The following is a 25671-nucleotide window of genomic DNA, read 5'->3' on the forward strand; positions in this document are numbered from 1 at the left end:
CCATTCCGGCCACGCACGCTTCGGCCGGTGTCCGTCCCGGCCGTGCACCCCTCAACCGGTCTCCATCCCGGTCGCGGGGGTCTCCTCAGCCGGTCTCCATCCCGGCCGCGGGGTCGTCCCTGAGCACCTGGGCCGCCTTCCTGCACGCCGCCAGCGCCGCCCGCGCGTACGCCGGCGACGCCCCCGCCAGCCCGCACGCCGGCGTCAGCACGACCTGCTCGGCCAGCCGGTCGGGCGCGAACCCCAGCCGCCGCCACAACCCCACCGCGGGCCTGGCCACCACCCCGGCGTCCGCCAGCCGGGTGTCCCGGCCCGGCACGACCCCCAGCAGCAGCGTCATCCCGGCCTCGAACAGCTCCCCCAGGGCCTCCTCGTCCCTGCGCCGCAGCAGCGCGCCGTCCACCGACACTCCCCGCACGCCCGCCCTGCGCAGCAGGTCGAACGGCACCCCGGGCGCGCAGCAGTGCACCACCGGCTCGGGGAACAGCCGCAGCGACTCCTCCACCCGCCACTCCTCGACCGCCGCCAGCCGCCCGAACCCGGACGCGGTCGGCACGGTGCCCGCCAGCACCCCCGGCAGCCCCGGCTCGTCGAGCTGCAACACGATCTCCGTCACGCCGGGCAGCCGCCGCCGTACTTCGGCGCAGTGGTCGGCCACCCCCTGCGCCAGCGAGGCGGTCAGGTCGCGCACGGCGCCCGGGTCGGAGAGCATCTTGTCGCCGAACTTCAGCTCGATCGACCCCGCCAGCGTCCACGGCCCGCACACCTGCAGCTTGAGCGGCCCCGCGTAGTCGTGCGCGACCTCCTCCAGCCCGTCGAGGTCGCGCCGCAGATGATCGACGGCCCGATGGTGGTCGCGCCCCGGCCGGTCGCTCAGCCGCCATCCCGACGGCTGCACCTCGACCGGCAGATCGACCAGCAGACCCGCCGTGCGCCCCACCATGTCGGCCCCGACGCCCCTGGCCGGCAACTCGGGCAGATACGGGAGGCCCGGCACCTCGCCGAAGACGATTCTGGCCGCTTCGAGATGATCCTCACCCGGATGCGAGCCCAACCCGGTGGCTTCCCACGTAGACATGGGCACAAGCGTAGGCTCTGCGGAATGGAGCTCACGAAATTCGACCACGCATGCGTCCGCCTGGAGAAGAACGGCAAGGTCCTGGTCATCGACCCGGGCGCGTTCACGCACAGCCCCGTGCTCGACGGCGCCGACGCGGTGCTCATCACGCACGAGCACTTCGACCACGTGGACGCCGACAAGCTGAAGGCCGCCTCTGCCGACCTTGAGATCTACACGTGCGAGGCCGTCGCGGCCCAGCTGGGCGAGGTGCCGGGCAAGGTCCAGGTGGTACGGCACGGCGACGGCTTCGAGACGGCCGGTTTCCGGGTGAAGGCGTTCGGCGAGCGGCACGCCGAGAACCACCCCGACATGGCGGTGGTGCAGAACGTCGGTTTCCTGGTGGACGACGAGCTCTTCTACCCGGGTGACGCGCTGACCGTGCCGGACGTGGAGGTGCCGACGCTGCTGGTGCCGACCGGCGGGCCCTGGCTCAAGCTCATGGAGATGGTGGCCTACCTGCGGACGATCCGGCCGGCGCGGGCGTACTCGACCCACGACGCCCTCTACAGCGAGATCGGTCTGGGCCTCGTGGACAACTGGCTGCGGATCGAGTCGGAGAAGCAGGGCGCCGACATACGCCGGCTCGCCGTCGGCGAGTCGACGACCCTCGGCTGAGCCGACAGGCGACGACCCTCAGGCGGCGGAGACGATGGTGGCCGAGCCGATCACGGTGGCCCCGGAGTAGAGGACGGCGGCCTGGCCGGCGGCGACACCCGTGGCCGGCCGGTCGATCTCGATCCTGAGCCCGCCCTCGGTCTCCTCGAACCGGCACGGATAGACCTCACCGTGCGCCCGCAACTGCACCGTGAACTCGCCGGATCCGTCCGCCGGAACGGCGCCCCGGCCCGAGCCGGCCCCGTCCGAGCTGCCCGGGCCGTCGCCGACCGGGCCGTTCCAGAGGGGGCGGCCGCAGGTGATCGAGGTGACCTCAAGGGCCGAGCGCGGGCCGACCGTGACCGTGTTGGACACCGGCTCGATGGACAGCACGTAACGCGGCCTGCCGTCGGCGGCCGGCCGGTCGATGTGCAGGCCCTTGCGCTGGCCCACCGTGAACCCGTGGGCCCCCTGGTGGCTGCCCACGACGTCACCGCTCTGGTCGACGATGGGCCCCTCGGCCGCGCCGAGCCGCTTGGTCAGGAAGCCGCGTGTGTCACCGTCGGCGATGAAGCAGATGTCGTGACTGTCGGGCTTGTCGGCGACGGTCAGGCCACGCCTGGCGGCCTCTTCGCGCACCTCGGCCTTGGTCGAGTCGCCCAGCGGGAAGATCGCGTGGCCGAGCTGCTCGCGGGTGAGCACGCCGAGCACGTAGGACTGGTCCTTGCCCTGGTCGGGGCTCCTGGACAGCACGCCGTCGACCAGCCTGGCGTGGTGGCCGGTGGCGACCGCGTCGAAGCCCAGGGCCAGCGCCCGGTCGAGCACCGCGGCGAACTTGATCTTCTCGTTGCAGCGCAGGCACGGGTTGGGTGTACGGCCCGCGGCGTATTCGGCGACGAAGTCCTCGATCACGTCGCGCTGGAACCGTTCGGCCATGTCCCAGATGTAGAACGGGATGCCGATCACGTCGGCGGCGCGCCGGGCGTCGCGCGAGTCTTCGACCGTGCAGCAACCCCTGGCTCCCGTGCGGTGGGATTGGGGGTTGGCGGACAGGGCAAGGTGGACACCAGTGACGTCGTGACCGGCCTCGGCGATCCGAGCGGCGGCCACGGCTGAGTCGACGCCGCCCGACATGGCGGCAAGCACACGCAGTCCCATGACCGTTCCAGCGTACTGTCCGCCCGGGAGTGCGCGACCATCTCCCCGCTCCTGTCCCCGCTCCTGTCCCCGCTCATGTCCCCGGTCGCGTCCCCAGTCGTGTCCAGGGTCTGGAAGTATTCGAGCATGCGACTGTTCGGGCGCAAGGACGCGGAAGAAGAGGCGGGCGGGCCTGACGAGGCCATCGCCGGATTCTGGACGTGGTGGCAGGAGACCCGGCCGACCCTCGACTCGCTGGTGGCCGCCGGCCAGGCCGAGGGGCTGGAGGAGTGGCTGGCCCCCGCGGTCGCCGCGATCCATCCCGACCTGGTCTGGGAGGTGGCGCCGGGCCGGGCGGCCGCACACACCCTGGTGGTGACCGCGGCGGGCGACGCGGAGCTGCGTTCGCTCGCGCACCGCTGGGCCAGGGCGGCGCCGCCGGCGGACCTGCTGTGGGAGTTCCATCCGTCGCGGCAGGCCAATCCGCAGGCGATGGAGCTGACCCTCGACGTGGGCGGCTACGAGTTCGCGCTCGACAAGCTGATGCTGGGCCTGCGCGTGCCGCGCGACCAGGCCAGGGTCGACGTCTCCGCCTACCATCCGATCTTCGGCGAGCTCGACGACGACACCCGGCTCGAAGCCGCGCTGCTGGCCCTCGACTGGCTGCTCGGCGAGGACGACGTGGCGCGGTGGGTGGGCGAGATCACGGCGGCCACGTTCCAGCCGATCGACGCCGTGGCCGCCGCGCACCTGCCGGCCGTGGTCGCCGACGTCGCCTCGGGGTTCGCCGAGGAGGAGTGGCTGCTGATGGAGGGCCAGACCGGGGGCGGCGCGCCGCTGGTCGCCACCGTCCGCCATCCGTTGCGGCCGGTGGACCATCCGCTGTTCGACCAGCACATCATGATCACGCTCCCGTACGCGCACCGCGACGAGAACGGCCTGCCGGTCGGCGACTCGCTGACCGCGCTGCGCGACTTCGAGGAACGCCTGGCCGCCCGCCTGCTCAAACTGCGCGACGACGCCGTGCTCGCGGCGCACTTAAGCGCCGAGGGGCACCGGATCATCCACGTCTACGCCGATCCGACCGGTGAGGCGGCGACCCACGCCAAGGAGCTGATCGTGGGCTGGGAGGAGGGCGAGCCGCGGGTCGACGTGTCGGCCGACCCCGCCTGGACCGCGGTCGTCCCCTTCCTGACCTGACCCCCGACCTGACCCCGCTGTCGGGCCGAACCGCCGTCGGGCCGGACCGCCGTCGGGCCGGACCGCCGGCGTCAGCTGAGGCCGGCGCGGCGGGCGCGTTCGACGGCCGCGGGGAGCACGTCGATCAGCCGGTCGACGTCTTCGGGCGTCGAGGTGTGTCCCAGCGTGAAGCGCAGCGAGCCGCGCGCCGCGGCCGCCTCGGCCCCCATGGCCAGCAGCACGTGGGACGGCTGCGCCACACCGGCCGAGCAGGCCGAGCCGGTCGAGCACTCCACCCCCTTGGCGTCGAGCAGCATGAGCAGCGCGTCGCCCTCGCAGCCGGGGAAGGAGAAGTGGGCGTTGCCGGGCAGCCGGTCGTCGGGGTCGCCGTTGAGCACCACGTCGGGCACGGCCTCGCGGACGCGCTGGATGAGCTCGTCGCGCAGCGCCGACAGCCGCGTGTGCAGGGCCTCCTGCTCGCGTACGGCGGTGCCGACGGCGGCGGCCAGGCCCGCGATGGCCGGCGCGTCGAGGGTGCCGGAGCGCACGTCGCGCTCCTGCCCTCCGCCGTGCTGCACGGACACCGGCGTCAGCCCCCTGGCCAGCAGCAGCGCGCCGGCTCCCATGGGGCCGCCGACCTTGTGTCCGGTCAGCGTGAGCGCGTCGGCCCCCGAGCCGGAGAAGGACACGGGCAGCTGCCCGACCGCCTGCACCGCGTCGGTGTGGAACGGGATGCCGTGGTCGTGCGCGATGGCGGCCAGCACGTGGATCGGCTGGACGGTGCCGACCTCGTTGTTGGCCCACATGACGCTGATCATGGCCACGTCGTCGGGATCGCGCTCGATGGCGGCGCGCAGCGTCTCGGGGTGAACCCGGCCGAGCTCGTCGACCTCCAGCAGCTCCACCTCGGCGCCCTGGCTGTCCGCCAGCCACTGGGCCGGGTCGAGCGCCGCATGGTGCTCGACGGAGCTGATCAGCACCCGCCGGCGCGGCCTGCGCGCCCAGTAGAGGCCCTTGATCGCCAGGTTGTCGGCCTCGGTGCCGCCCGAGGTGAACACGACCTCGCTGGGCCGGGCGCCGAGCGAGTCGGCGATCGTCTCGCGCGCCTCCTCGACCACCCTGCGCACCTGACGGCCGGCGGCGTGCAGTGAGGAAGCATTTCCGACGCGTTTGAGTTGCTCCGTCATGGCCTCGATCGCTTCGGGCAGCATGGGGGTGGTCGCCGCATGATCAAGGTAGGCCGACGGTCTGGTCACGTGCTCAGAGTATCTCGTTTGCGACTGTACCGTCCGGACGGTACAGTTGAGGCATGCGAAGGGACGAGCTTTTGGACGCCGCGGAGGAGCTCCTCTGCGACCAGGGCTCGACCGCGCTCACCCTGGCCGCCGTGGCGGACCGGGCGGGCGTGAGCAAGGGCGGCCTGCTCTACCACTACGCCTCGAAAGAGGCCCTGATCAAAGGCATGGTCGAGCGGCTGATCGACGACTTCGACGAGCTGCTGGCCGCCCAGCCGGGCGAGAGCTACACCGAGCGCTACCTGGGCGCGACGCTGGCAGCCGTCAGATCCGGCCGCCTGCGACGCTGGGCGGTGGTGACCGGAGCCTCGGGCAACCTGTTCCTGCTCGCGCCGCTGCGCGAGGCGATGGCCCGCTGGCATCGCGAGGAGCTGAGCGAAGAGCCCGATCCGCTGGCGGCGCAGATCGTCCGGCTGGCGTGTGAGGGGCTGTGGGACGTGGCCAGCCACGATCCCGAGCTCAACACGGAAGAGGATCTGCAGGCGCTGGAACGCCGCCTGAGAGCGCTCATCGCCCCCGCCTGACGTCCCGCCCCGCCTGACGTCCCAGCTCCGCACGACGTCCCTGCACCGCCTGACATCCCAGCTCCGCGCCACGTCCCTGCGACGCCCGGCTTTCCCGCCCCGCGCCGACGGGGCTCTTCCTCATGAGACCGCGGCCTGACCATGGCCGCCGCGCCGCGCCTTCCGGTGCGGCGCCTTTCGTGCGGCGAGCCCTCAGGACGTGCGGCCGGGGTCCGGCGCGGTTCCTCCCCCATGAGCACCACGTGGCACGCCCGTGCCCGTGCGACCTTCACGAACACGACATCACTGATCACATAGCACAGAAGAGGTGTGGCCCTTATGACCCGCGAGCTGAGGAGCGCCCGTTACGGGGCGGTCCTCACCTTTGTCCTTGCCGGCCTGATGGTGGGCACGATGACCGTGCGCATCCCGGCCCTGACCGACAAACTCGGCCTGTCCGAGGCCACGGTCGGAACGATCCTGCTGGCATGGGGCCTGGGCGCTCTGGTGACGATGCAGTCCATGCGCCGCGTCATGGCGCGCGTGGGCAGCCGGGCGGTGCTGCGGGCAGGCGGTCCACTGACGGCGCTCGGCCTCCTCGGCGTGGCCCTCGCCCCCGACCTGCCCCTGCTCCTGGTGGCGGCGACGCTCTTCGGCATGGCCTTCGGCACCGTCGACGTCGCCATGAACGCCCAGGGCTCGGCGGTCGAGCAGGCGTACGGGCGGCCGCTGATGAACGGCATGCACGCCGGCTGGTGCGTCGGCGCGATCGGGGCCGGCGGGCTGGGCAGCCTGGCCATCGCCGCCGGGCTCCCGTTCACCGTGCACGTGGCGCTGATCGCGCTGGTCTCGCTGCCCGTCCTGGTGCTGGTCGGCCGTACGTACCTGCCCGAGTCCCCGGCGGCGGCGAGCGCCGCGGCCGGCGAGCGGCGGCGGCTGCCGGCGATCGTCTACCTGCTCGGCGCGATCATGTTCTTCGCCTTCATGGTCGAGGGCACGGTCGCGGACTGGAACGGCCTCTACATGCGTGACGAGCTCGGCGCCCCCGAGGCCGTGGCGGCGCTCGGCTACCCGGTCTTCGAGGCGGGCATGCTGATCGCCCGGCTCACGGGTGACCGGCTGCGGGTCAGGTTCGGGGTGCGCGGGATGCTGACCGTGTCCGGTGTGGCCACGGCCGGGTTCTTCGCGGTCGTGCTGCTGGCGCCGGCGGCGACGGTGGCGGTGTCCGCGATGTTCTTCGTGGGGCTCGGCGTGGCGACGATCTCGCCGCTGACGCTGTCGCTGGCCGGCACCGCCACCGGCACGCCCGGCCCGGCCATCGCGCAGGCCGGGGCCATGGGGTACGCGGGGCTGCTGCTCGGGCCCGTGGTGATCGGCTTCCTGTCGGACGCCACCTCGCTGCGTACGGCGCTCGGCATCGGCGTGGTCCTCGGCGTGCTCATCGCCCTGTCCGCCCGCCTCCTCCCCCGCCACGAGCCCGCCACCATCAGCCCGCTCCCCGTCAGGGAGCGCGTGGAGGCCGCGGCCTGAGAGTTCTCTGTGCGTCCGGCGCGGGCGGCGTCGTACGTCCCACGTGGCGACGCCCGCGCTCACAGAGAACTCACAGAACCGCTCAGAACGCCTCCAACCGGCCGCCTCACGCTGGATTCATGATTCAGCTGACAGCACTGACCAAACGCTACGGCGACAAGACCGCCGTGGACGACCTCACCCTCCTCGTACGCCCAGGCGTCGTCACCGGCTTCCTGGGCCCGAACGGCGCCGGCAAGAGCACCACGATGCGCATGATCCTCGGCCTCGACCTGCCCACCTCGGGCACGGCCACGATCAACGGCCGCGCCCACCACGAGCTGCCGCACCCGCTGCGCACGATCGGCTCGATGCTGGACGCGCGGGCCGCGCACCCGCGGCGCACCGCGTACAAGCACCTGCTCTACCAGGCACAGACGAACGCCATCCCGGCCACCCGCGTGGACGAGGTGCTCGACCTGGTCGGGCTGACGGAGGTGGCGGGCAAGCCGGCGGGCTCGTTCTCGATGGGGATGACCCAGCGGCTGGGCATCGCGGCCGCGCTGCTGGGGGATCCGCCGGTGCTGGTGCTGGACGAGCCGGTCAACGGGCTGGACCCCGAGGGCGTCCGGTGGATCCGCGCGCTCATGCGCGGCCTGGCCGCCGAGGGGCGTACGGTGCTGATCTCCAGCCACCTGATGAGCGAGATGGCGATGACCGCGGACCGGCTGGTGGTCATCGGCAAGGGGCGGCTGATCGCCGAGGGCGAGATCGGCGACTTCACCGCCGCGGGGTCTGCCGTGGCCGTCCGCACGCCCGAGTCCGGCGTCTTCGCCCGGCTGCTGGAGCTGGCGGGCGCCCACGTACGTCCTGGTCCCGATGACGAGCTGCTGGTCACCGGCATGGAGGCGGCCGACGTCGGGCGGCTGGCCGCGGCGGAGGGCGTGACGTTGTTCGAGCTGTCCGTGCGGCACGCGTCGCTGGAGGAGACGTTCATGGAGCTGACCAGGGACGCCGCCGAGTACGGAGCCGCCCGATGATCGCGACGGGGGTGCTCAAGGCGGAGTGGACCAAGTTCAGCAGCATCAGGGCGACCATGGTGCTGTCGCTGGCCGTCGTGGCGGCCTCGGGGTTCTTCGGGTGGACGTTCGCGAACATGGCGGCCCACGAGTACGCCACCGCCTCGGCGCAGGAGCGGCTGGACTTCCTGCCCCTTGACCAGGTGATGCGCGGGATGCTCCTCGTCCAGCTGCTGATCTCGGCGCTGGGCGTGCTGGTGGCGACCTCCGAGTACGGCTCCGGCACGTTGGGCCCCAGCCTGGCCGCGGTGGGCAGGCGGAGCAGGCTGGTGATCGCCAAGGCGGGGATGACGGCGCTGGTCGCGCTGCCGGTGAGCGTGGCGGGGATCGGGCTGATGTTCGTGACGAGCCAGGTCACGCTGGCCGCCCAGGGGGCACCGTACCTGATGCCAGGTGACCCGGACGCGCTGCTGGCACTGCTGCTCGGGCCGGTGGTGTTCACCCTGCTGGCACTGTTCGGGCTGGCGCTGGGCCTGCTGCTGCGCGGCACGGCGGCGGCTGTGAACGTCAGCAGCACGTTCCTCCTGATGCCCGTCCTGGCTCCCATATTTCCCGACTTCCTGAGCAGGCTCCTGACCACCTACTGGCCGAACGGCGCCGGCTTCAGGGCCGTCACCAGCAGGTCCGACCTGCCGCCCGTGCTTTCCTTCGGGCTGCTCGTCGGGTTCGTCGCCGTCATGCACATCGCGGCCTTCACCCGCTTCGCCCGGCGGGACGCCTGACTACCCTTGACGGCGGGAGGTGCCTGACATGGGCGAGCGGCTGCTGGTGGTCGACGACGAGCCCACGGTCAAGGAGCTGCTGTCGGCGACGTTACGCTTCGCGGGCTTCACCGTGAGCTCGGCCGACAACGGCGTCCAGGCCCTGGAGGTGGCGGGGCGCGAGCCGCCCGACCTGGTGCTGCTCGACGTGATGCTGCCCGATCTGGATGGGTTCGAGGTGCTGCGCCGCCTGCGTGCCCTGCCCAGGCCGGGCGGCCGGCCCGGGCCCGTGCCGGTGCTGTTCCTGACCGCCCGCGACGCGACGGCCGACAAGATCAACGGGCTCAGGCTGGGCGGCGACGACTACGTGACCAAGCCGTTCGACCTGGAGGAGCTGCTGGCCAGGATCCGGGCGATCCTGCGCCGCACCGGCGCGATCCCCGACGATCAGACGCTGGTGGTCGGGGACCTCGAAGTCGATCCCGACGGCCACCAGGTGAGCCGGGCGGGCCGCCCCGTACGCCTGTCGCCCACGGAGTTCCGCCTCCTGCTCCACCTGGTGCTGAACGCCGGCCGGGTGCTGCCGAAGTCGCAGATCCTGGAGCACGTGTGGCGGTACGACTTCGCCGGCGACACCAGCATCGTGGACACCTACGTCAGCTACCTGCGCCGCAAACTCGACACCGGCGGGCCGCGGCTGATCCACACGGTCCACGGCGTCGGCTACGTGCTGCGCAGGCCCAAGGAATGATCACCCGGCCGTCGCCGCTTTCGCGGCTGTCGCCGCGCCCCCGGCCGTCGTCGGGCCCCCGGCCGTCGTTGAGCTCCCGGCTGTCGTTGGGCTCGCGGCTGTCGCTGCGTTCGCGGCTGCTGGCCATCACGGTCACGCTGCTCGTCGCCGGTCTCGTGCTGATCAGCTCGGTCGTCGTACGCCAGCTCGAAACCCAGCTGATGCACCGCGTGGACCAGCAGCTCACCCCCATGGGCACGGCCCTGTCGGCGGTGCCGCCCGACCTCCTGACCGGCAAGCTGAAGCGGCCGGCCGGCGTGGCGCTGTCCACGGACGACCTCGACCTGTTCGGCACGGCGTACGCGGCGTACCTGTCGGCCGACGGCGCCGTGCTGCGCGAGCTGACCGGCCCAGGCCCCGCCCTGCCCCGCCTCGACCTCGCGGAGGTCACGGCCCGCGCCGGGCGGCCGTTCACGGTCGAGGAAGCCGGCGGGGAGACGTGGCGGGTGCTGGCGCTGCCCGCGCGGAGCCGGAGCGCGACGATCGGGCACGCGGCGGTCGTCGCGGCGGTGTCGCTGGAGGGCATGCGCTCGACCATCGACCGGATGCGCGTGGTCTGCCTCGTGGCCGGGTCGCTCCTGCTGGCGTTGCTGGCGCTGGTGGGCGGGCTGGCGATCAGGGCCGGTCTCGCGCCGCTGCGCCGCGTGGAGGAGACGGCGACGGCCATCGCGGACGGCGACCTCACCCGGCGCGTCCCCTCGCCCGCCGGGCCCGGCACGGAGATCGGGCGGCTGGCCCTGTCGATCAACAAGATGCTGGCCCAGATCGAGCAGGGGGTCGCGGCGCGGGTGGAGTCGGAGGCGCGCATGCGCCGGTTCGTCGCCGACGTGAGTCATGAGCTGCGCACGCCGCTGTTCGGGATCAAGGGCTTCTCCGAGTTGTACCGCATGGGCGGCACCGAGGCCGCGCCCGCGCTGGCCCGCATCGAGAGCGAGTCGGGGCGGCTGGCCGCGCTGGTGGACGATTTGCTGTTGCTCGCCGGTCTCGACGAGAGTGACGGGCCGGGGCTGGAGCTGACCCCGATGGACCTGCGTACGCTCGCCGCCGACGCCCGCCACGACTTCACCGCGCTCGACCCGTCCCGCCCCATCGCCTTCACCGGCCCCTCCGGCGGCCCCGCAGCGAGCGCTCCCGTGCTGGGCGACGAGGCCCGGCTGCGGCAGGTGGTCAGCAACCTCGTCGGGAACGCGATCACGCACACCCCGGCCGGCACCCCGGTCAGGATCGGCGTCGGGACGGACGGCGCCGAGGCGGTGCTGGTGATCGAGGACGAGGGTCCTGGACTGACGGCCGAGGAGGCGGAGCGGGTCTTCGACCGCTTCTACCGCGCCGACGGCTCCCGCGCCCGCGCCACCGGCGGGGCCGGCCTGGGTCTGGCCATCGTCCGCTCCATCGTCACGGCCCACGGCGGCCACGTGGACCTCCACTCATCCCCCGGCCAGGGCTCCTCCTTCCAGATCCGGCTCCCAGCCACACCCCCGTGACCCCGGCCTCAAAGCTTGATCACCTCGGCACCGGGCATGTCGTCATGGTCCGTGTCCTGCGTGACGACTAGAACGTTGCGCGCTATGGCCGTGGCGGAGCCGCGGGGATCCACCGAGGGCGGCGAGCGAACGAAGCGATCTGCCGGATGGAGGCGGACATGCGGCGATCGTAGTACTACGCGGCGTAACGCCGAGGGGCCTCGCGTATGCCGACGAGTAGCGGTGGTGCCGGGGTGTGGGAGGCTGGGGGCCGGACTGGCTGAGGTGGAGAACGGAGAGGTCGTCGTGGGGGGCGTGCTGCGGATCTCGCGGCCGAACGCGCGGTTCCAGCAGTGGCAGGCGCTGCTGCGGAACCAGAACAAGCGTCAGCGGGCGGGCGAGTTCCTGGTTCAGGGGGTGCGGCCGATCACGCTGGCGCTCGAGTACGGCTGGCCGGTGCGCGCGCTGATCTACGACGCCGAGCGGTCGCTGTCGCGCTGGGCGGCCGGAGTGCTGGAGCGGGCCGGTGGCGAGCAGGTGGCCATGGCGCCCGAGCTGCTGCGGGAGCTGAGCGGCAAGGACGAGGAGGTGCCGGAGCTGGTGGCGGTGGTCGCCCTGCCCGACGACGACCTGGCGCGGATCCCGATGGGGCCCTCGTTCCTGGGCATGGTGTTCGACCGGCCGACGGGTCCTGGCAACATCGGCTCTATGGTGCGCTCGCTGGACGCCTTCGGCGGGGCCGGGCTGATCGTCACCGGGCACGCCGCCGACCCCTACGACCCCAAGTCCGTCCGCGCCTCGACCGGCTCCCTGCTGGCGCTGCCGGTGGTGCGGACCCGCTCGCACCAGGAGGTGCTGGCCTGGGCGGCCGGCGTACGCGCCGACGGGCTGCCGCTGACCGTGGTGGGCACCGACGAGCACGGCACCGACGACATCTCCGCTCTCGACCTGACCGGCCCGACGCTGCTGGTGATCGGCAACGAGACCACCGGGCTGAGCGCGGGCTGGCGGCAGGGCTGCGACGTGATGGCGCGCATCCCGATCACGGGCGCGGCCAGCTCGCTCAACGCCGCCAACGCCGCCACCGTCGTCCTGTACGAGGCCGCCCGCCAGCGCGCCGCCGCGAAGTGAGTCATGCCCTACCGTCACGCCGTCGTACGCGCTAATTACGAGGACCTGGCCAGCGGCGGAGTGCTGCACTCGGCCCCGGGGTTCCCCGCCTTCCCGGTCCGGCTGGCCAGCGAGATGTTCCAGAGCGCCCTCGCCTTGCGCGGCGGCGGTCCCGCGCTGGTGTGGGACCCCTGCTGCGGCGGCGGCTACCTGCTGACCGTGGTCGCGTTGCTGCACCGCCGCCTGGTGAGTGGGGTGGTGGCCTCGGACTTCAACGCCGAGGCGGTGCACCTGGCCGAGCGGAACCTGGGGTTGCTGACCGCGACCGGGCTGGCGGCCAGGGCGGCGGAGCTGGACGAACGCGCCGCGCGCTACGACAAGCCGGCCTACGCGGCCGCGGCGCTGGCGGCCGGGCGGCTGGCCCAGGGGCTGTCGGCCGAGGGTGGCGATGTGCGGGGCGTCGCCCGCCGGGCCGACGTGTTCGATCCGGACGCGCTCCGCGACGCGCTCGGCGGCCTGCGCCCTGACGTGGTGCTCACCGACGTCCCGTACGGCGAGCAGACGTCCTGGCTGGGGCCCGGCGCGGAGGGCGGTCTCGGCAGCATGGTGCGTGCTTTGGGGCAGGTGCTCGACGAGGACGCGGTGATCGCGGTGGCGGTACGCGGCCGGAAGGTGCCCACGGACGGCGGCCCGCGCCCGCACGCCACCTACAAGATCGGCACCAGGACCGTCGCCCTGTTCCGACCCACCTCGTGACCTCGGGGCCCGGTGAGACGGCGTCGGCAGGCCCCAGGGAGCCGGTGGACGGCGTCGGCGGCGGGCCCCGAGAGCCCGGCACGCCCCTCCTCCGGCGTGATCGGCCGGCGGAGGGGCGGTGCGGATGCTACTTGCGCTTGTTGACTTCCTCGGTGAGCTGCGGCACGACCTGGTGCAGGTCGCCCACCACGCCGTAGTCGGCCAGCTCGAAGATCGGCGCCTCGGGGTCCTTGTTGATGGCGACGATCGTCTTCGCGGTCTGCATGCCGGCCCGGTGCTGGATGGCGCCGGAGATGCCGGCCGCGATGTAGAGCTGCGGCGAGACGGTCTTGCCCGTCTGTCCCACCTGGAACTGGTGCGGGTACCAGCCCGCGTCCGTGGCGGCGCGCGAGGCGCCCACGGCCGCGCCCAGGGCGTCGGCGAGGCCCTCGATGACCGAGAAGTTCTCGGCCGAGCCGACGCCGCGCCCGCCGGAGACCACGATCGCGGCCTCGGTGAGCTCGGGACGGGCGCCCTTCTCCTGCTTGACCCGCTCCACGACACGGGTGGCCTTGGCGGCGTCGGTCAGGGTGACCGAAACCTCCTCCTCCACGCCGGCGCCGGCGGCCGCCACGGGGGCGGTGGAGTTGGGGCGGACGGCCACGATCGGCGTGCCCTTGCGCACCCTGGAGTGCACGTTGACGCCGCCGCCGAAGATCGACTGGTCGGCCACGAAACCCTCGCCGAGGCCCACGGCGTCGGTGATGACGCCGGAGTCGGTCTTGATGGCCAGGCGGCCGGCGATCTCCTTGCCCTCGGCCGTGGCGGCCACCAGGACGGCGGCGGCCGACGCCGAGGTCACGAGCTGGGCGAGCAGCTCGGCCTTGGGGGCCACCACGTGGTCCACGAGGTCACCGGAGCCGGCGACGTAGATCTTCTCGGCGCCGTATTCGGCGAGCCTGGCCTTGGCCTCCGCCGTGATGCCGGGGCCGGCCCAGACGGCGGCGGGCGTGCCGAGGGTGCGGGCCAGGGTCAGCAGTTCGAGCGTGACCTTCTTGACCTCGCCTTCGACCTGCTCGACGAGAACGAGAATTTCCGACATTTCCGTAAGACCCCCGTTCTCAGATGAACTTCTTGGACGCCAGGAAGTCGGCGGCGTTGGCGCCGCCGTCACCCTCGTCCTTGACGATCGTGCCGGCCGCCCGCGGCGGGGCGGGAGCGAAGTCGACGACCTCGGACCAGGCGGCGGCCAGGCCCACCTGGCCGGGGTCGATGGAGGCGTCGCCGATGGCGAGCGTCTCGACCGGCTTCTTCTTGGCCGCCATGATGCCCTTGAACGACGGGTAGCGGGGCTCGTTGATCTTCTCGACCACGGACACGACGGCGGGCAGCGTGGCCTCGATCCGGTCGTAGCCGTAGTCGGCCAGCCGCTGCACCCTGATCGTGCTTCCCTCGACCTCGACCTTGTTGGCCAGCGTCAGCTGCGGCGTGCCGAGCCGCTCGGCCAGCATGGCCGGCAGCATCCCGGTGCGCGCGTCGGTGGACTCGGAACCCAGGACGACCAGGTCGAACCCGATCTTCTTGAGCACCTGGGCCATCGCGTAGGAGGTGGACAGCGCGTCGGAGCCGCGCAGAGCGTCGTCGCTGAGGTGGACGGCCTTGTCGGCGCCCATGGCCAGCGCCTTGCGGATGGTCTCGGTGGCCTTGCCGGGCCCCATGGTGAGGACGGTCACCTCACCGCCGTGGGCCTCCTTGAGCTTCAGTGCCTCTTCGACCGCGTACTCGTCAAGCTCGTTGACCACGCCGTCGGCGGCGTCACGGTCGAGCGTGTTGTCTTCGGACCGCAGCTTGCGCTCGGTCGCCGTGTCGGGGACCTGCTTCACGCAGACGACGATGTTCATGGCCGGTGGCCGACCTCCCGTAGTTCGCGTGCGCCGCCGCCTCGCTGCGGTGGCGCCGAATGCATCTGTCCAGACTGCCAGGTGCCCGGCGGGCTCCCGACAGAGGGTCTGCCGTGTTTCGGGTTATGTTACCCATGGGTAGCTTACGCGCAAACCAGTGGTACGTGCGCTGAGCGCGAAAGCCCTCCCCCACCATACCGAACTTTATTCGGTAGCCGCTCAGGCGGACACCAGGAACACGATCCCCACCACCAGGGCCGTGCCCGCGAACAGCGCCAGCGTGACCGGGCTGAACATCGCCGCCAGCCCGAAGCAGATCCCGGTCGCCCCCGCCACGCTGAGCGCGTCGGCCACCAGCCTGCTGCGCCGGTAGAGGCCGCGGGAGAACAGCGCCACCCCGGCGTCGGCCACCACACCCAGCGCGTACGCCGCCAGCAGGAACAGCGACACCTCCGGCAACGGCTCACGAGCGGCCGCCGCCAGCAGCGCCACGAACAGCCCCGACCCGATCAGCCAGCGCCTGCGCACCTTCTCCCGGTGCCTGGCCCTGGACTCCTCCACCGAACGGCGGTGCCGCTCCTGGCCCGGCCGCCACTCCCTGGTGCTCAGGTCGTCGCTCACGGAGCGGGCACGTACGGCGGGAGCGGCCTGATGGGAGACGAGCGGAACGTGGGCGACCGGCTCGACGCCGAGCCTGGCGCAGATCTGCGCGGCCGTCGGCCGCGCGGCCGGATCGGTGGACAGGCACTCGCGTAACAGCGGCTCCAGCCACGCCGGCGCGCCGTCCAGGTCTGGCGGGTGGTGCACCACCCGGTAGGCCACCGCGGAGGCGGGCCCCTGCCCGTACGGCTGCCGCCCGGTGGAGGCGTACGCCAGCGTCGCCCCGAACGAGAACACGTCGGCCTCCATGCCGGCCGCCCGCCCCTCCAGCACCTCGGGGGCGAGGTAGCCCGGCGTGCCCACCACGGCGCCCGAGGCCGTGACGGACAGCGAGTCGAGCGCGCTGGCGATGCCGAAGTCGATCACGACCGGCTCGCCCTCGGTCATCATCACGTTGGCCGGCTTGAGGTCGCGGTGCACCACGCCGGCCGCGTGCATGGCGAGCAGCGCGTCGGCCAGCCCGGCGGCCAGGCGCCGGAGATCGGGCACCGGGACGGGCACGGCGCTGAGCGGCCGGCCCTGCACGTAGCGGGTCACCAGGTAGGGCCGCTCGCCGGTCAGCGAGGCGTCGAGCACCTCCGCGACGTGCGGCCCGCCGACCATGCGCATGGTCTCCACCTCGCGCGCCAGCCGGGCCAGCGCCCCGCCGTCGGCCGCCACGTGGGGATGCAGCACCTTGACCGCGACCGTGCGTCCCTCGGGGTCGAGCGCCAGGTGCACCGCGCCGAACCCGCCGGCCCCGAGACGGGAGGCAAGCTCGTACGGCCCCAGGCGCTCGCTCATACCTTCATCTCTCCCCCAGGGAGACGGCGCGGACACTCAGGACCAGGGATTCAGGAACCCCAGCCCGAGGCCGTCGAGCAGGCTGCCGATCAGCCCGGTGATCAGCCCGATCGTGCTCTGCCTGGCCTCACCTGCCAGTTGGTCGATCACCTTCTCGGGCTCCTGCCACGGATACCAGTCCGTGGGCTGGCCCAGCGCGAACATGACCGCGAACAGCGCCGCGGTGCCCACCAGCACGACCGCGACCAGCGCCGCGCCCGGGCTGCGCAGCACGCCGGTGAGCGTGCGGGTGACCGCCTTGCGCGGCGCGCCGCCGCCCGGCAGCACGAACAGCCCGGCGGCGAAGGCGCCCGCGGCGTACGCGGCGGCCTCGTTGATGTCGAGCTGGCCGCCCCAGCGGAGCACCCCCCACACGCACACGCCGAACAGCAGCGCCAGCGGCGCGTGCACCAGCGTCACGAGCGCGGACTTGATCAGCGCCCACGGGGTGCCGACCAGCACGAGCAGCGGATCGGCGGCGCTGCTGCCGCGCACCTGCCGCCGCTTGACCATGTCGCCGAACAGGTATTCGCCGATGCGCAGCACGAGCGCGAGCGCGAGGGCCACCGCGCCCACCATGACCGGCATCAGCACGGTCAGCGCCACGAGCGTGACCAGCAGCAGCAGCCCGACGACCTGGCTGCCGAACAGATATCTCCTACGCTCGGACGGCGGGGTGTACTGGGGCGGCGGGGTGTAGGGCCGCACCTGCGCGGGCGGCGGCGCGCCCGGGTAGCCGGCCACCCGCTGGTCGCCGTACTGGCCGGACGGCCTGGCCGGCATCGGCGCGGGCACGTAGGGCGGCGGCCGCTCGTCGCGGCGCGGCTGCTCGCGGCGCGCGGGCCGCACCTCCTGGCGCGTGGGCGTCGGCGGCGGGGCCGGCTTGGTGTACTCGACCGGCGGCAGCAGGTCGGAGAAGTTGTCCATGGTCCGGGTGCGGTCGCCGAGCCGCTTGGTCCCCGTCGGCCCCTCGAAGGACGCCTCGTTGAAGGTGGTCACCGACGGGTCGAGCGCCCTGGCCATCCGCAGCAGCTCCTGGGCGCCCGGCCGGGCCGACGGATCGACCTGGAGGGCCCGGCTGAGCCAGCCGCGCAGCCACACGGGCGCCTTGTCGATCTGCGCCCGGCCTTCCATGATGTTGAAGCAGACCGCCTCGAACGTCCCCGTGCCGAACGGCGGCGCCCCGGTCGCGGCGAAGAACACCGTCGAGGCCAGCGCGTGCACGTCGGCGGCCTGGGTGATGTCGGAGTCGCGGATGATCTCGGGCGCGAGATAGCCCGGCGTGCCGACGAACATGCCGGTCTGCGTCAGCCGGGTCGCGTTGACCAGGTGGGCGATGCCGAAGTCGATGACCAGCGGCTCGCCGTCGACCAGCATGACGTTGGACGGCTTGAAGTCGCGGTGGATCACGTCGGCCGCGTGGATGGCCACCAGCGCCTGGCAGAGCCCCTGGGCGAGCCTGATGATCTGGCCCGCCTCCAGGGCGCCCTCGCTCAGGACGGTGTCCTCCAGCGTGCGGCCGGGCGCGAACCGGGTCACCACGTACGGCTGGCCGCCGACGAGCTCGGCGTCGATCACCTCGGCGACGTACGGGCTGCGCACCCGGCGCATGGTCTCGACCTCGCGGGTGAGCCGGTCGCGCGCCTTGAGGTCGGCGGCCACGTGGGGATGCAGGACCTTGATGGCGACCTCGCGGCCCTCACCGTCGAGACCCAGGTGGACGACCCCCATGCCACCTTCGCCGATCTTCCTGACCAGTCGGTACGGTCCGAGGCGTTCTGGTGCTTGGGTGCTCATCGCCACCTTCCCCCCGTCATCCTCCGGATTCCCCCCCTAGCTGATCCAGCTGTCTGGTCACTGGATCGACGTTCAGCGGAGTCCATACGGCCTCCCTCTTGTCCCCGAACGTTCCGATGGCGAGGATCAGCGAGAGCGCGGCCACCGCGGCCAGCGCTCCCGCCATCACCATCGCCGCTGTTCTCGAGGGTACGAGCGACGAGAGCGTTCTGCGCATCTGTTTGCCCGGTCCCTCGACTCCGGGACCCGCGCAGACCGTCCACAGCGCGACCGCGGCGCCCCAGGCGAGGGCGTTGTCGGGATTCATACCCGCCACGACCGTGAGTAGCAGCGTGACCGGCAGCCCGAGTATGAGCGCGTAGAGGACCAGGGCCGCCGTGATGCCGGCCGACTTGGCCAGCGCGGCCGGATAGGCGAACACCCTGATCACGTCGAGCGCCGCCGCGCCCGCCGCCCTGCGCGCCGTGAGCTGGGGCTGGGCCAGGTCGGCCGCGCGCAGCAGGACCGCGATCGGGATCGCCACGACGGACACGAGCACGGGCGCCCGCACCGCCGCCACGATCATCAGGATCAGCAGCATCGAACCGGCCACGCCGTAGGCCCTGGAACGCTGCAGCACCTTGCCCGGCGCGGCGCTCGGGAGATAGGGCTCCCGCTTGGTCGGGTCGAGGTGCGGATATTGCGGCTGGGCCGGGATGTAGGGCGGCGGCTGCACCGGGATCGGGTTGGGCCGGCCGTAGTCGTGGTGGTCGCCCCGGCCGGCGCCGGCGCCGCGCTGCGGCCCGGAACCCTGGCCGTGCTGCTGCGGGCCGGAACTCGGACCGTGCTGCGGCCCGGACCCAGGTCCGTGCTGCGGGCCCGAGCCGGGGCCGTGCTGCGGGCCCGAGCCGGGGCCGTGCCGGTATCCGGAGGGCGAGCCCGGCTGCGGGCCGTGCTGGGGGCCGGAGCCGGGGCCGTGCGGCGGGCCGTAGTCCGGCGCCTCGGGACGACCGGCTGGAGCCTGGTGCTGGGCCTGCTGGTTCTGCTGGTTCTGCTGGTTCTGCTGCGGAGGCTGGGTGAGCCTGCGGTAGTCGGCCGAGTCGGGGCGCACCCGCCTGGTGGGCACGTCGGCCTCGCCCTGCTGCGGGGCCGCCGGCCCGTTGCCGCCCGACAGCGACTGGGGCGTGTGCAGGCCGGCCTCGCGCTGGATCTGCCGCAGCTCCTCCGGCGACACCCGCCGCGTCGGGTAGGGGTCGGGCTGGTCGGGCAGCAGCGAGACGTACTGCTGCTCCTGCGGCGGCAGGGCCGGCTGCTCCTGGCTCTCGATCAGCCGCCTGGGCGTCACCGGCGGCGTGGAGATGTCGTAGGAGGGCTTGTCCGCCAGCGAAGGGGGCGGCGTGAAGGGGAGCGACGGCGCGGCGTCGGGGTGCGGCGTGGTCGAGATCTCGTCGGGCGAGGAGGCCGGCGGCGACTTCGGCAACATCCGGGCGGTCTGCTCGGCCAGCTCGGCCGCCTTGGGCCGCTTGTTCGGGTTGCGCTGGAAGGCCGCCTTCAGCAGCGGCCGCAGCTCCGCCGGGGCGCCGCTGATGTCGGCCTTGCCCGCGGTGATGTTGTAGAAGATCATCTCCAGCGTGCCCTTGCCGAACGGCGGTTGCCCGGTGCCGGCGTACAGCAGGGTGCCCGCCCAGGCGTGCACGTCGACCTCGGGCCCCGCCTCCTGGCCCTCGATGATCTCGGGCGCGAGGTAGCCGGGCGTGCCGATGAACATGCCGGTCTGCGTCAGCCGGGTCGCGTCGACGGCCTGCGCGATGCCGAAGTCGATCAGGACGGGCTCGCCGTCGAGGATGAGCACGTTGCCCGGCTTGAGATCGCGGTGGATCACGCCCACCGAGTGCACGGCGGACAGCGCGGCGGCCACCCCGTGCGCGACCCTGACCAGCGCGGGCAGGTCGAGCGGGCCGTCGTCCTTGACGATCTCGTCGAGCGGACGGCCCGGAACGTAACGCGTGACGATGTAAGGACGATGACCGGTCACATCGGCGTCGAGCACCTCGGCGATGAACTTGCTGCGCACCCTGCGCATGGTCTCGACCTCACGCGAAAGCCGCCGCCTGGCGACCTCGTCGCCCGCGACCTCTCCGCGCAGGACCTTGACCGCCACCTGCCGCCCCTGGGGGTCGACAGCGAGGTGGACAACACCCATTCCGCCTTCACCGAGCCGCCTGAGCAGCCGGTAAGGGCCTAGTCGGTCATCGTTCATGGCATGAAGCACCATACCGGCTTAATCCCCGCCCACGAGATGAACCATGAGGCCACATTCCCACTCGTACAACGTCCAGAGCGGGCCCATCGGTTTCCCATCCAACGGTCTCGAATCGGCTTCAGTTTTCCCTCAGCCGGCCAAGGAGAGCACCTCTGCTCTCTTGAGACCGGCCAGCGCGGCGCCTGATACCGCGAGTTTCGATCTGCGCACGCCGCTGCCGATGACCACCCTGGCGTGCCGCGCTACGTGCGCGTCCACCAGGATCGGCCACTCCTCGGGCAGGCCGAGGGGCGTGATGCCGCCGTATTCCATGCCGGTGAGCCGGACGGCGTCGTCCATCGGCGCGAAGCTCGCCTTGCGGGCGTCGAGGTGTCTGCGCACGACGCCGTTCACGTCCACCCGCATGGTGGCCAGCACCATGCAGGCGGCGTAACGCGTCTCGCCGCCGCGCTTGGCCGCCACCACGACGCAGTTGGCCGACTCGTCGAGAGTCACGCCGTAGCGCTCGCAGAACGCGGCCGTGTCGGCCAGGCCGGGATCGATCTCGGCGACCTCGACCTGCCCGATCTCCGGCTCGATTTCGGACAGGGCCGTGGCCACCGGATCGGCCAGCAGGTCGATCCGTTCGGTCGCGGGCACCCAGTGCAACGTCATCCCAGCTCCTCGATCGCTTCTCCCCCGAGCCTATTGTGGCCCTGGGGATCAGCGGGCGACGTCACGGAGACTGCAGCACTCGCTGGTGCAACTGCGTGACGGCGCCACGGGCGGACTCCATGGCCCCCGCCTGCCAGGCGATCAGATGGGTGAGCCAGTCGCCCGCGAAGTAGACCCTTCCGGCTGGGCGTTGCAGAAGAGTGAAGGACGAATCAAAGGCCGGCCAGCGCACCCAGCCTCCCTGGATGTGCTCCTGCCGTTCCCAGGCGATGGAGGCGCTGGCCAGGACGTCCTGGCGGTACTTCTCGCCGTGGATCTTCTTGCCCTGGGTGAGCGCCCTGCGCCTGCGGTCCTCGGGGGTGAGCGCCGCGTACAGCTCGGCGTCGGCGTCGGTGTTGTAGTAGCCGACGAGCAGGCCGCGCTCGGAGTGGTAGCCGTGCGACGGGTACCAGATGTGGGTGATGTCCAGGTCCGTCTCGGTGACGCCGCCGTAGATGCGGTCCTCCTGCTCCCACCAGCGCCGGCCGTACTCCAGGCCGATCTTGCCCGCCGCCGCCGGGACCGGCTTGCTCAGCGCGGCGGTGACCCTGGCGCCCAGGTTGTGCGGGATCTTGGCGAGGAGGTGGGGCGGGAGGGTGGCGACGCAGTAGTCGGCCTTGACCGCGCCGCCGCTGTGCACGACCTCCACGCCGTCCGCCAGGCTGGTGATCTTGGTGACCTTGGCGCCGGTCGTGATCCGGTCCTGACCGACGGCCTCGACGAGTTTGGTCACGATGGCGTCCATGCCGCCGACCGGCTGGAACATGGGGGTGGCCTGCTCGTAGCCGAAGTCGCTGGTGATGGCGCGGCCGGTGCCGGCGGCGAGGATCTGGTGCAGGCTGCCGGGGGCGGCGACGGGCGTGCCGGCGTCGAGCGCGGGGAACTTCGCGAAGCCGCGGCGGTCGGAGCCCTCGTACTCCAGTTTCGGGCCGAGGTCGCCGAAGCGCCGCAGGAAGTCCAGCAGGGTCTCCTGGTCGTTCTTGCTGACGACCCGGTCGAGGGCGCCGAGGTCGGTGGCCTTGGCGAGGAGTTCGGCGACGTATCCGTACATGTCGGCGCGGGCCGTGCGGGCCCGCACGGTGCTGCCGTTGGTGTGCACGTACGCGGCGGCGTTGTTGTTGACGAAGGTCTCGATGGGGACGCCGAGCTCGCGGCAGTAGTCGAGGGTGACCATCCAGGGGGCGATGCGGCCGGGCCCCGCGTTGAAGTAGACGCCCTCGCCGAACTTCACGTCCTGGGCGGGACCGTTCAGCTCGGTCAGGCGGTCGCCGCCGCGCAGCGTCAGGTTCCTGCCGCCCGCCTTCTGCCTGGCCTCCAGCAGCGTGCAGTCGTAGCCGGCCTTGCCCAGCTCGTACGCGGCCGTCAGCCCCGCCACCCCCGCGCCGATGATCACCACCTTGGCCGAGCCCTTGCCGCGCAGGGTGAAGTCGCCCGTCCTCGGGGCGGTGAAGTCCTTGTCCTGCTCGGAGGGGGCCAGACCGAGCGCGCCCATGGCCGCGTACATGGCGCCCGCGCCGCCCGCCGCCCCGATGCCGATCAGCAGCCCGCGCCGGGTCAGCGCCCCGCCGCCGCCGCTCTCAGCCATAGGGGCCGCTGCCGCAGGCGATCTGACCACCGATCGTGGCGAAGATCCCGAACAGGGCCATGATCTGGGTGAAGTCGTCGGTGGTGAACTCCGTGTGCCGCGAGCCCACCGTCTTAACGCCGGGGACCAGCGCCACCGCGGCGGCGATCGCGGTGGAGTTCCACTCCACCCCCAGCGTGTACGGCGCCGCCGGCTGGTACGGCGTGAAGTCGCTCAACCGGCCGAGCGCACGCGAGGCCGCCTCACGAATGCGCGCCTGGGCCACGACCGGCGGCAGCAGCTCGGCCGAGAACTTGTCGATGCCCCTCTTGACCGCCACCGTCTCGACGTCGCCGAGCAGCTCGCGGGCCTCTTCCCCCACCGCCTCGTCGCCGGTCACCAGCACCACGGGCACCCCGTGGAAGCCGGCGCAGGCCGCGACGAGCCGGGTCTCGCCGCACAGCTCGCCGTTGAGGTAGACGTTCTGGATCTCCTTGCCCATCCAGGTGTGGTTGAGCACGCCGTCGGGCACGCCCGCGCGGGCGTGGTAGCCCACGAAGCAGGCCGCGCCGAACGTCCCGTCCAGGCCCTGGGCCATCCGCTGCGCCTTGCCCGGCCCCCTGATGAGGCTCGACCGGGGGTCGAGCAGGTCGATCCTGAGGTTCTTGGTGGAGCCGTGGGCGTCGTTGACCAGCACCTCGTCCGCGCCCGCCGCGAACGCGCCCTCGATCGCCGCGTTGGCGTCGGCGGTCATCAGCTCGCAGCCGCGCTCGTACCCGCGCTTGCCCGCGTGCATCTCCTCGGGGTCGGTCAGACCCGTCACGCCCTCCATGTCGACCGACAGATAAACCTTCACGACGCCGTTCCACTCCTCGTCCAGCCGCTGATCACGCGCCCCACGTCTCCACCCTGCGCACCTCGGGCCCGCTCATCAGCCCGACGTTCGCCTCGACGAACGCCGCCGCCGTGGCCCGCCACGGCTCGGGGATCTCGGCGAGCGCGGGCGGGTAGCAGTGCTCCAGCCAGCTCGTCGCCTCCTCCGAGACGTCGAAGTAGTCGAGGGCCGGGCCGAACAGGGTGTTCTCGATGCCGGGGACGCGGGAGAGCCCGTACTGGATCATCTCCTGGCCGCCGTAGGGCGGCTTCTTGAGATATTTCCGGGCGGCGGGGTGATCGGGCTTGATCGGCGTGTCCAGCGGGCGGCGCTCGACGGCGGCCTGGATGAGCTCCTTGTACAGGCACTTGCCGCAGACGCGGCACGGGCCGTCGGTGCCGCGCAGGCACCAGCGGACCTGGGGCCGCAGGCCGGAGCCGAGCGCGAGGCGCATGGTGACCGCCTCGCTCACGCCGCCGACGGGCAGCACGATGTGCACGCCCGCGGCCGCGAACAGGCGGCCCCACCTGCCGTGGGGCGACCACATGGGGTTGTCGGGGGTGTAGCGCCACAGGTAGCGTCCACCGCCCAGCCAGCGCGAGCCCATCTCGTAGCCGAAGCCCAGGCCGCCGAGGTCGAGCCGGTCGGCCAGCAGCAGCGCGCCGGCGGCCACGGCGTGGTGCTCGGGGTAGCCGGGGCGGGGCTCGGCCAGCGTGTACTCCAGGTCGGAGGTGACCGTGCTCAGCTCCCTGCCGGTCTGTTCGGCCAGCTTGGCCAGCACGTCGGAGCGGTAGTGGGGCCAGCGGTTCGGCACGCGGGGGTGGGTGACCCGGCGGAAGTGGATGAACGGGGCGTCCGGGTACATCGTGGCCGCCGCCACGGAGTCGGCGCCGCCGCTGTACGAGATCGCCAGCCGGCTCCCCGGGCGACGCGGCTCCGCCCCCACCGGGCCCGCCTCGACGCCCCAGCCCTCGTACAGGACCTGGGCCAGCTCCGCCGAGACGGCGCGGTCGAACGTGATGCGCCTGCGCGTCCACGGGGCCACGATCGTCCAGGCAGCCACGGCGAACAGGTCCGGATGGGCGTCGTCCGGGACCCCGCCGACGGTGCACGAGTTGATGGCCAGCTTGATCGGGTAGTCGTCGGAGGCGGTGCCGGTGATCTCGTCGTCAGGGTCGAGGCGGAAGCTCAGCGAGCCGCCGCCGCTCCACGTCACGCGCACGGCTGCTCCTCCGCGCGACCCTGCTCTCCACGACTCCGCTCCGCGGCGACCTTCGCCACGACGCTCACGTCCACGGCGCTGTCATCCACGATGCTCTGACCCACAGTGCTCGGATCCACGGTGCTCTGATCCATGGGGGCCTGAACCACGGCGCTCTGGTCCACGGCCGCCTGGACCGCCGCCGTCTGCTTCTCCTGGGCCTCGGCCTGGGCGGCGCGCAGCTCGTCGATGGCCTGCCAGACCAGGATCTCGTTCTGCAGCACCCCGTCCAGGGCCTTCGCCGTCTCCTGGGCGAGCCGGCGGGCGTCGTCGATCTTCGCCTTGTCGGCGGCCGACTGCTGCGGCGGGGGTGGTGGCGCCGCCGGGCGGGCCTGGCGCAGCCGTTCCACCTCGCTCTGCAGGGTGACCATCTCCCGCCGCAGGGTCTGAACCTCCCAGAGCGCGTCCCTGATGTCCTGGCGGTGATCAGAGATCGAGATGTAGCGGGAATCGAACCACGTGCGCACGGCCTTTCTGAGCCGGGCAGGGACGAGGACGCGCATCATGAAACGCCACCATAGTGGCAAACCAACATCGGAAAGACGACCCTTACCGAATGTGTTGACTTCGCGTCGCGCCGACCTGCCGCGCTCGGCTCCGTGACCTCAGCAGACCGGTGAACCCGGCCCTGCGCCTGATTTC

23 protein-coding genes are annotated in these 25671 nt (G+C 72.4%); 10 read left to right on the forward strand and 13 right to left on the reverse strand.

The annotated features are described in order from the left end of the window. Positions 1–85: 85 nt before the first annotated feature. Positions 86–1078 carry a methionine synthase gene (locus B0I32_RS42535; RefSeq protein WP_106249383.1) on the reverse strand — a complete coding sequence of 331 codons (993 nt, stop codon included), beginning with the start codon at positions 1076–1078 and terminating at the stop codon, positions 86–88. Positions 1079–1102: 24 nt separating this feature from the next. Here B0I32_RS42535 and B0I32_RS42540 point away from each other — a divergent pair, with 24 nt between their 5' ends. Then, a complete protein-coding gene (locus B0I32_RS42540) occupies positions 1103–1735 on the forward strand; it encodes an MBL fold metallo-hydrolase (protein ID WP_106249385.1) in 633 nt (210 codons plus the stop codon). Positions 1736–1753: 18 nt separating this feature from the next. On the opposite strand, the gene mnmA is transcribed toward B0I32_RS42540, so the two are convergent. After that, entirely contained in the window at positions 1754–2872 is a 1119-nt protein-coding gene (gene mnmA / locus B0I32_RS42545; RefSeq protein ID WP_106249386.1) for a tRNA 2-thiouridine(34) synthase MnmA, read from the reverse strand. A 126-nt stretch (positions 2873–2998) separates the two neighbouring features. Between mnmA and B0I32_RS42550 the strand changes: the two genes are divergently transcribed. Beyond that, a complete protein-coding gene (locus B0I32_RS42550) occupies positions 2999–4051 on the forward strand; it encodes a DUF695 domain-containing protein (RefSeq protein WP_106249388.1) in 1053 nt (350 codons plus the stop codon). 71 nt (positions 4052–4122) lie between these two features. Here the strand turns inward: B0I32_RS42550 and B0I32_RS42555 are convergent, their stop codons facing one another. Next, complete coding sequence (locus B0I32_RS42555; protein ID WP_106249390.1) at positions 4123–5286, reverse strand: cysteine desulfurase family protein; 1164 nt, start codon at positions 5284–5286, stop codon at positions 4123–4125. A gap of 53 nt (positions 5287–5339) precedes the next feature. Here B0I32_RS42555 and B0I32_RS42560 point away from each other — a divergent pair, with 53 nt between their 5' ends. The 8 genes from B0I32_RS42560 to B0I32_RS42595 all read left to right on the forward strand — a co-directional run bounded on the left by B0I32_RS42560 (position 5340) and on the right by B0I32_RS42595 (position 13236). Next, a complete protein-coding gene (locus B0I32_RS42560) occupies positions 5340–5849 on the forward strand; it encodes a TetR/AcrR family transcriptional regulator (RefSeq protein ID WP_106249391.1) in 510 nt (169 codons plus the stop codon). Between the two features lie 318 nt (positions 5850–6167). Continuing rightward, positions 6168–7358 carry an MFS transporter gene (locus B0I32_RS42565; RefSeq protein WP_106249393.1) on the forward strand — a complete coding sequence of 397 codons (1191 nt, stop codon included), beginning with the start codon at positions 6168–6170 and terminating at the stop codon, positions 7356–7358. Positions 7359–7477: 119 nt separating this feature from the next. Continuing rightward, a complete protein-coding gene (locus tag B0I32_RS42570) occupies positions 7478–8377 on the forward strand; it encodes an ABC transporter ATP-binding protein (RefSeq protein WP_106249394.1) in 900 nt (299 codons plus the stop codon). Continuing rightward, positions 8374–9138 carry a hypothetical protein gene (locus tag B0I32_RS42575; protein ID WP_106249396.1) on the forward strand — a complete coding sequence of 255 codons (765 nt, stop codon included), beginning with the start codon at positions 8374–8376 and terminating at the stop codon, positions 9136–9138. Before B0I32_RS42570 ends, B0I32_RS42575 begins: the two co-directional genes overlap by 4 nt. 28 nt (positions 9139–9166) lie before the next feature. Further along, positions 9167–9868 (forward strand): response regulator transcription factor, encoded by a 702-nt coding sequence (locus B0I32_RS42580; protein WP_106249397.1) that lies wholly within the window; start codon positions 9167–9169, stop codon positions 9866–9868. After that, positions 9865–11391 (forward strand): sensor histidine kinase, encoded by a 1527-nt coding sequence (locus B0I32_RS42585; protein ID WP_106249399.1) that lies wholly within the window; start codon positions 9865–9867, stop codon positions 11389–11391. Before B0I32_RS42580 ends, B0I32_RS42585 begins: the two co-directional genes overlap by 4 nt. 264 nt (positions 11392–11655) lie before the next feature. Further along, positions 11656–12501, forward strand: a complete 846-nt coding sequence (locus tag B0I32_RS42590; protein WP_245956377.1) for a TrmH family RNA methyltransferase — start codon at positions 11656–11658, stop codon at positions 12499–12501. A gap of 3 nt (positions 12502–12504) precedes the next feature. Beyond that, positions 12505–13236 carry an rRNA methyltransferase gene (locus tag B0I32_RS42595; RefSeq protein WP_106249401.1) on the forward strand — a complete coding sequence of 244 codons (732 nt, stop codon included), beginning with the start codon at positions 12505–12507 and terminating at the stop codon, positions 13234–13236. Positions 13237–13363: 127 nt separating this feature from the next. Here the strand turns inward: B0I32_RS42595 and B0I32_RS42600 are convergent, their stop codons facing one another. From B0I32_RS42600 to B0I32_RS58245, 10 genes are all read right to left on the reverse strand, one after another. Beyond that, a complete protein-coding gene (locus B0I32_RS42600; RefSeq protein WP_106249403.1) occupies positions 13364–14317 on the reverse strand; it encodes an electron transfer flavoprotein subunit alpha/FixB family protein in 954 nt (317 codons plus the stop codon). A gap of 19 nt (positions 14318–14336) precedes the next feature. Continuing rightward, complete coding sequence (locus tag B0I32_RS42605) at positions 14337–15116, reverse strand: electron transfer flavoprotein subunit beta/FixA family protein (protein ID WP_106249405.1); 780 nt, start codon at positions 15114–15116, stop codon at positions 14337–14339. 219 nt (positions 15117–15335) lie between these two features. Then, complete coding sequence (locus B0I32_RS42610; RefSeq protein WP_106249407.1) at positions 15336–16559, reverse strand: serine/threonine-protein kinase; 1224 nt, start codon at positions 16557–16559, stop codon at positions 15336–15338. 36 nt (positions 16560–16595) lie between these two features. After that, positions 16596–18395 (reverse strand): serine/threonine-protein kinase, encoded by a 1800-nt coding sequence (locus tag B0I32_RS42615; protein WP_106249408.1) that lies wholly within the window; start codon positions 18393–18395, stop codon positions 16596–16598. A gap of 16 nt (positions 18396–18411) precedes the next feature. After that, entirely contained in the window at positions 18412–20634 is a 2223-nt protein-coding gene (locus tag B0I32_RS59205) for a serine/threonine-protein kinase (RefSeq protein WP_245956378.1), read from the reverse strand. Positions 20635–20766: 132 nt separating this feature from the next. Further along, positions 20767–21291 (reverse strand): YbaK/EbsC family protein, encoded by a 525-nt coding sequence (locus B0I32_RS42625; RefSeq protein ID WP_106249410.1) that lies wholly within the window; start codon positions 21289–21291, stop codon positions 20767–20769. A gap of 61 nt (positions 21292–21352) precedes the next feature. Further along, the gene (locus B0I32_RS42630) at positions 21353–22915 is read right to left on the reverse strand and encodes a flavin monoamine oxidase family protein (RefSeq protein WP_106249412.1); all 1563 of its coding nucleotides are present in this window, start codon (positions 22913–22915) and stop codon (positions 21353–21355) included. Then, a complete protein-coding gene (locus B0I32_RS42635; RefSeq protein WP_106249413.1) occupies positions 22908–23750 on the reverse strand; it encodes a M55 family metallopeptidase in 843 nt (280 codons plus the stop codon). Before B0I32_RS42635 ends, B0I32_RS42630 begins: the two co-directional genes overlap by 8 nt. A gap of 31 nt (positions 23751–23781) precedes the next feature. Beyond that, on the reverse strand, positions 23782–24990 hold the full coding sequence (locus B0I32_RS42640) for a DUF6395 domain-containing protein (protein WP_106249415.1): 1209 nt from the start codon (positions 24988–24990) through the stop codon (positions 23782–23784). Then, positions 24981–25535 (reverse strand): hypothetical protein, encoded by a 555-nt coding sequence (locus B0I32_RS58245; protein WP_181308393.1) that lies wholly within the window; start codon positions 25533–25535, stop codon positions 24981–24983. The genes B0I32_RS42640 and B0I32_RS58245 overlap by 10 nt, the downstream gene beginning before the upstream one ends. Positions 25536–25671 lie beyond the last annotated feature (136 nt).

Origin of the sequence: Nonomuraea fuscirosea, from assembly GCF_003001935.1 — a bacterium.
Classification (GTDB): domain Bacteria; phylum Actinomycetota; class Actinomycetes; order Streptosporangiales; family Streptosporangiaceae; genus Nonomuraea; species Nonomuraea fuscirosea.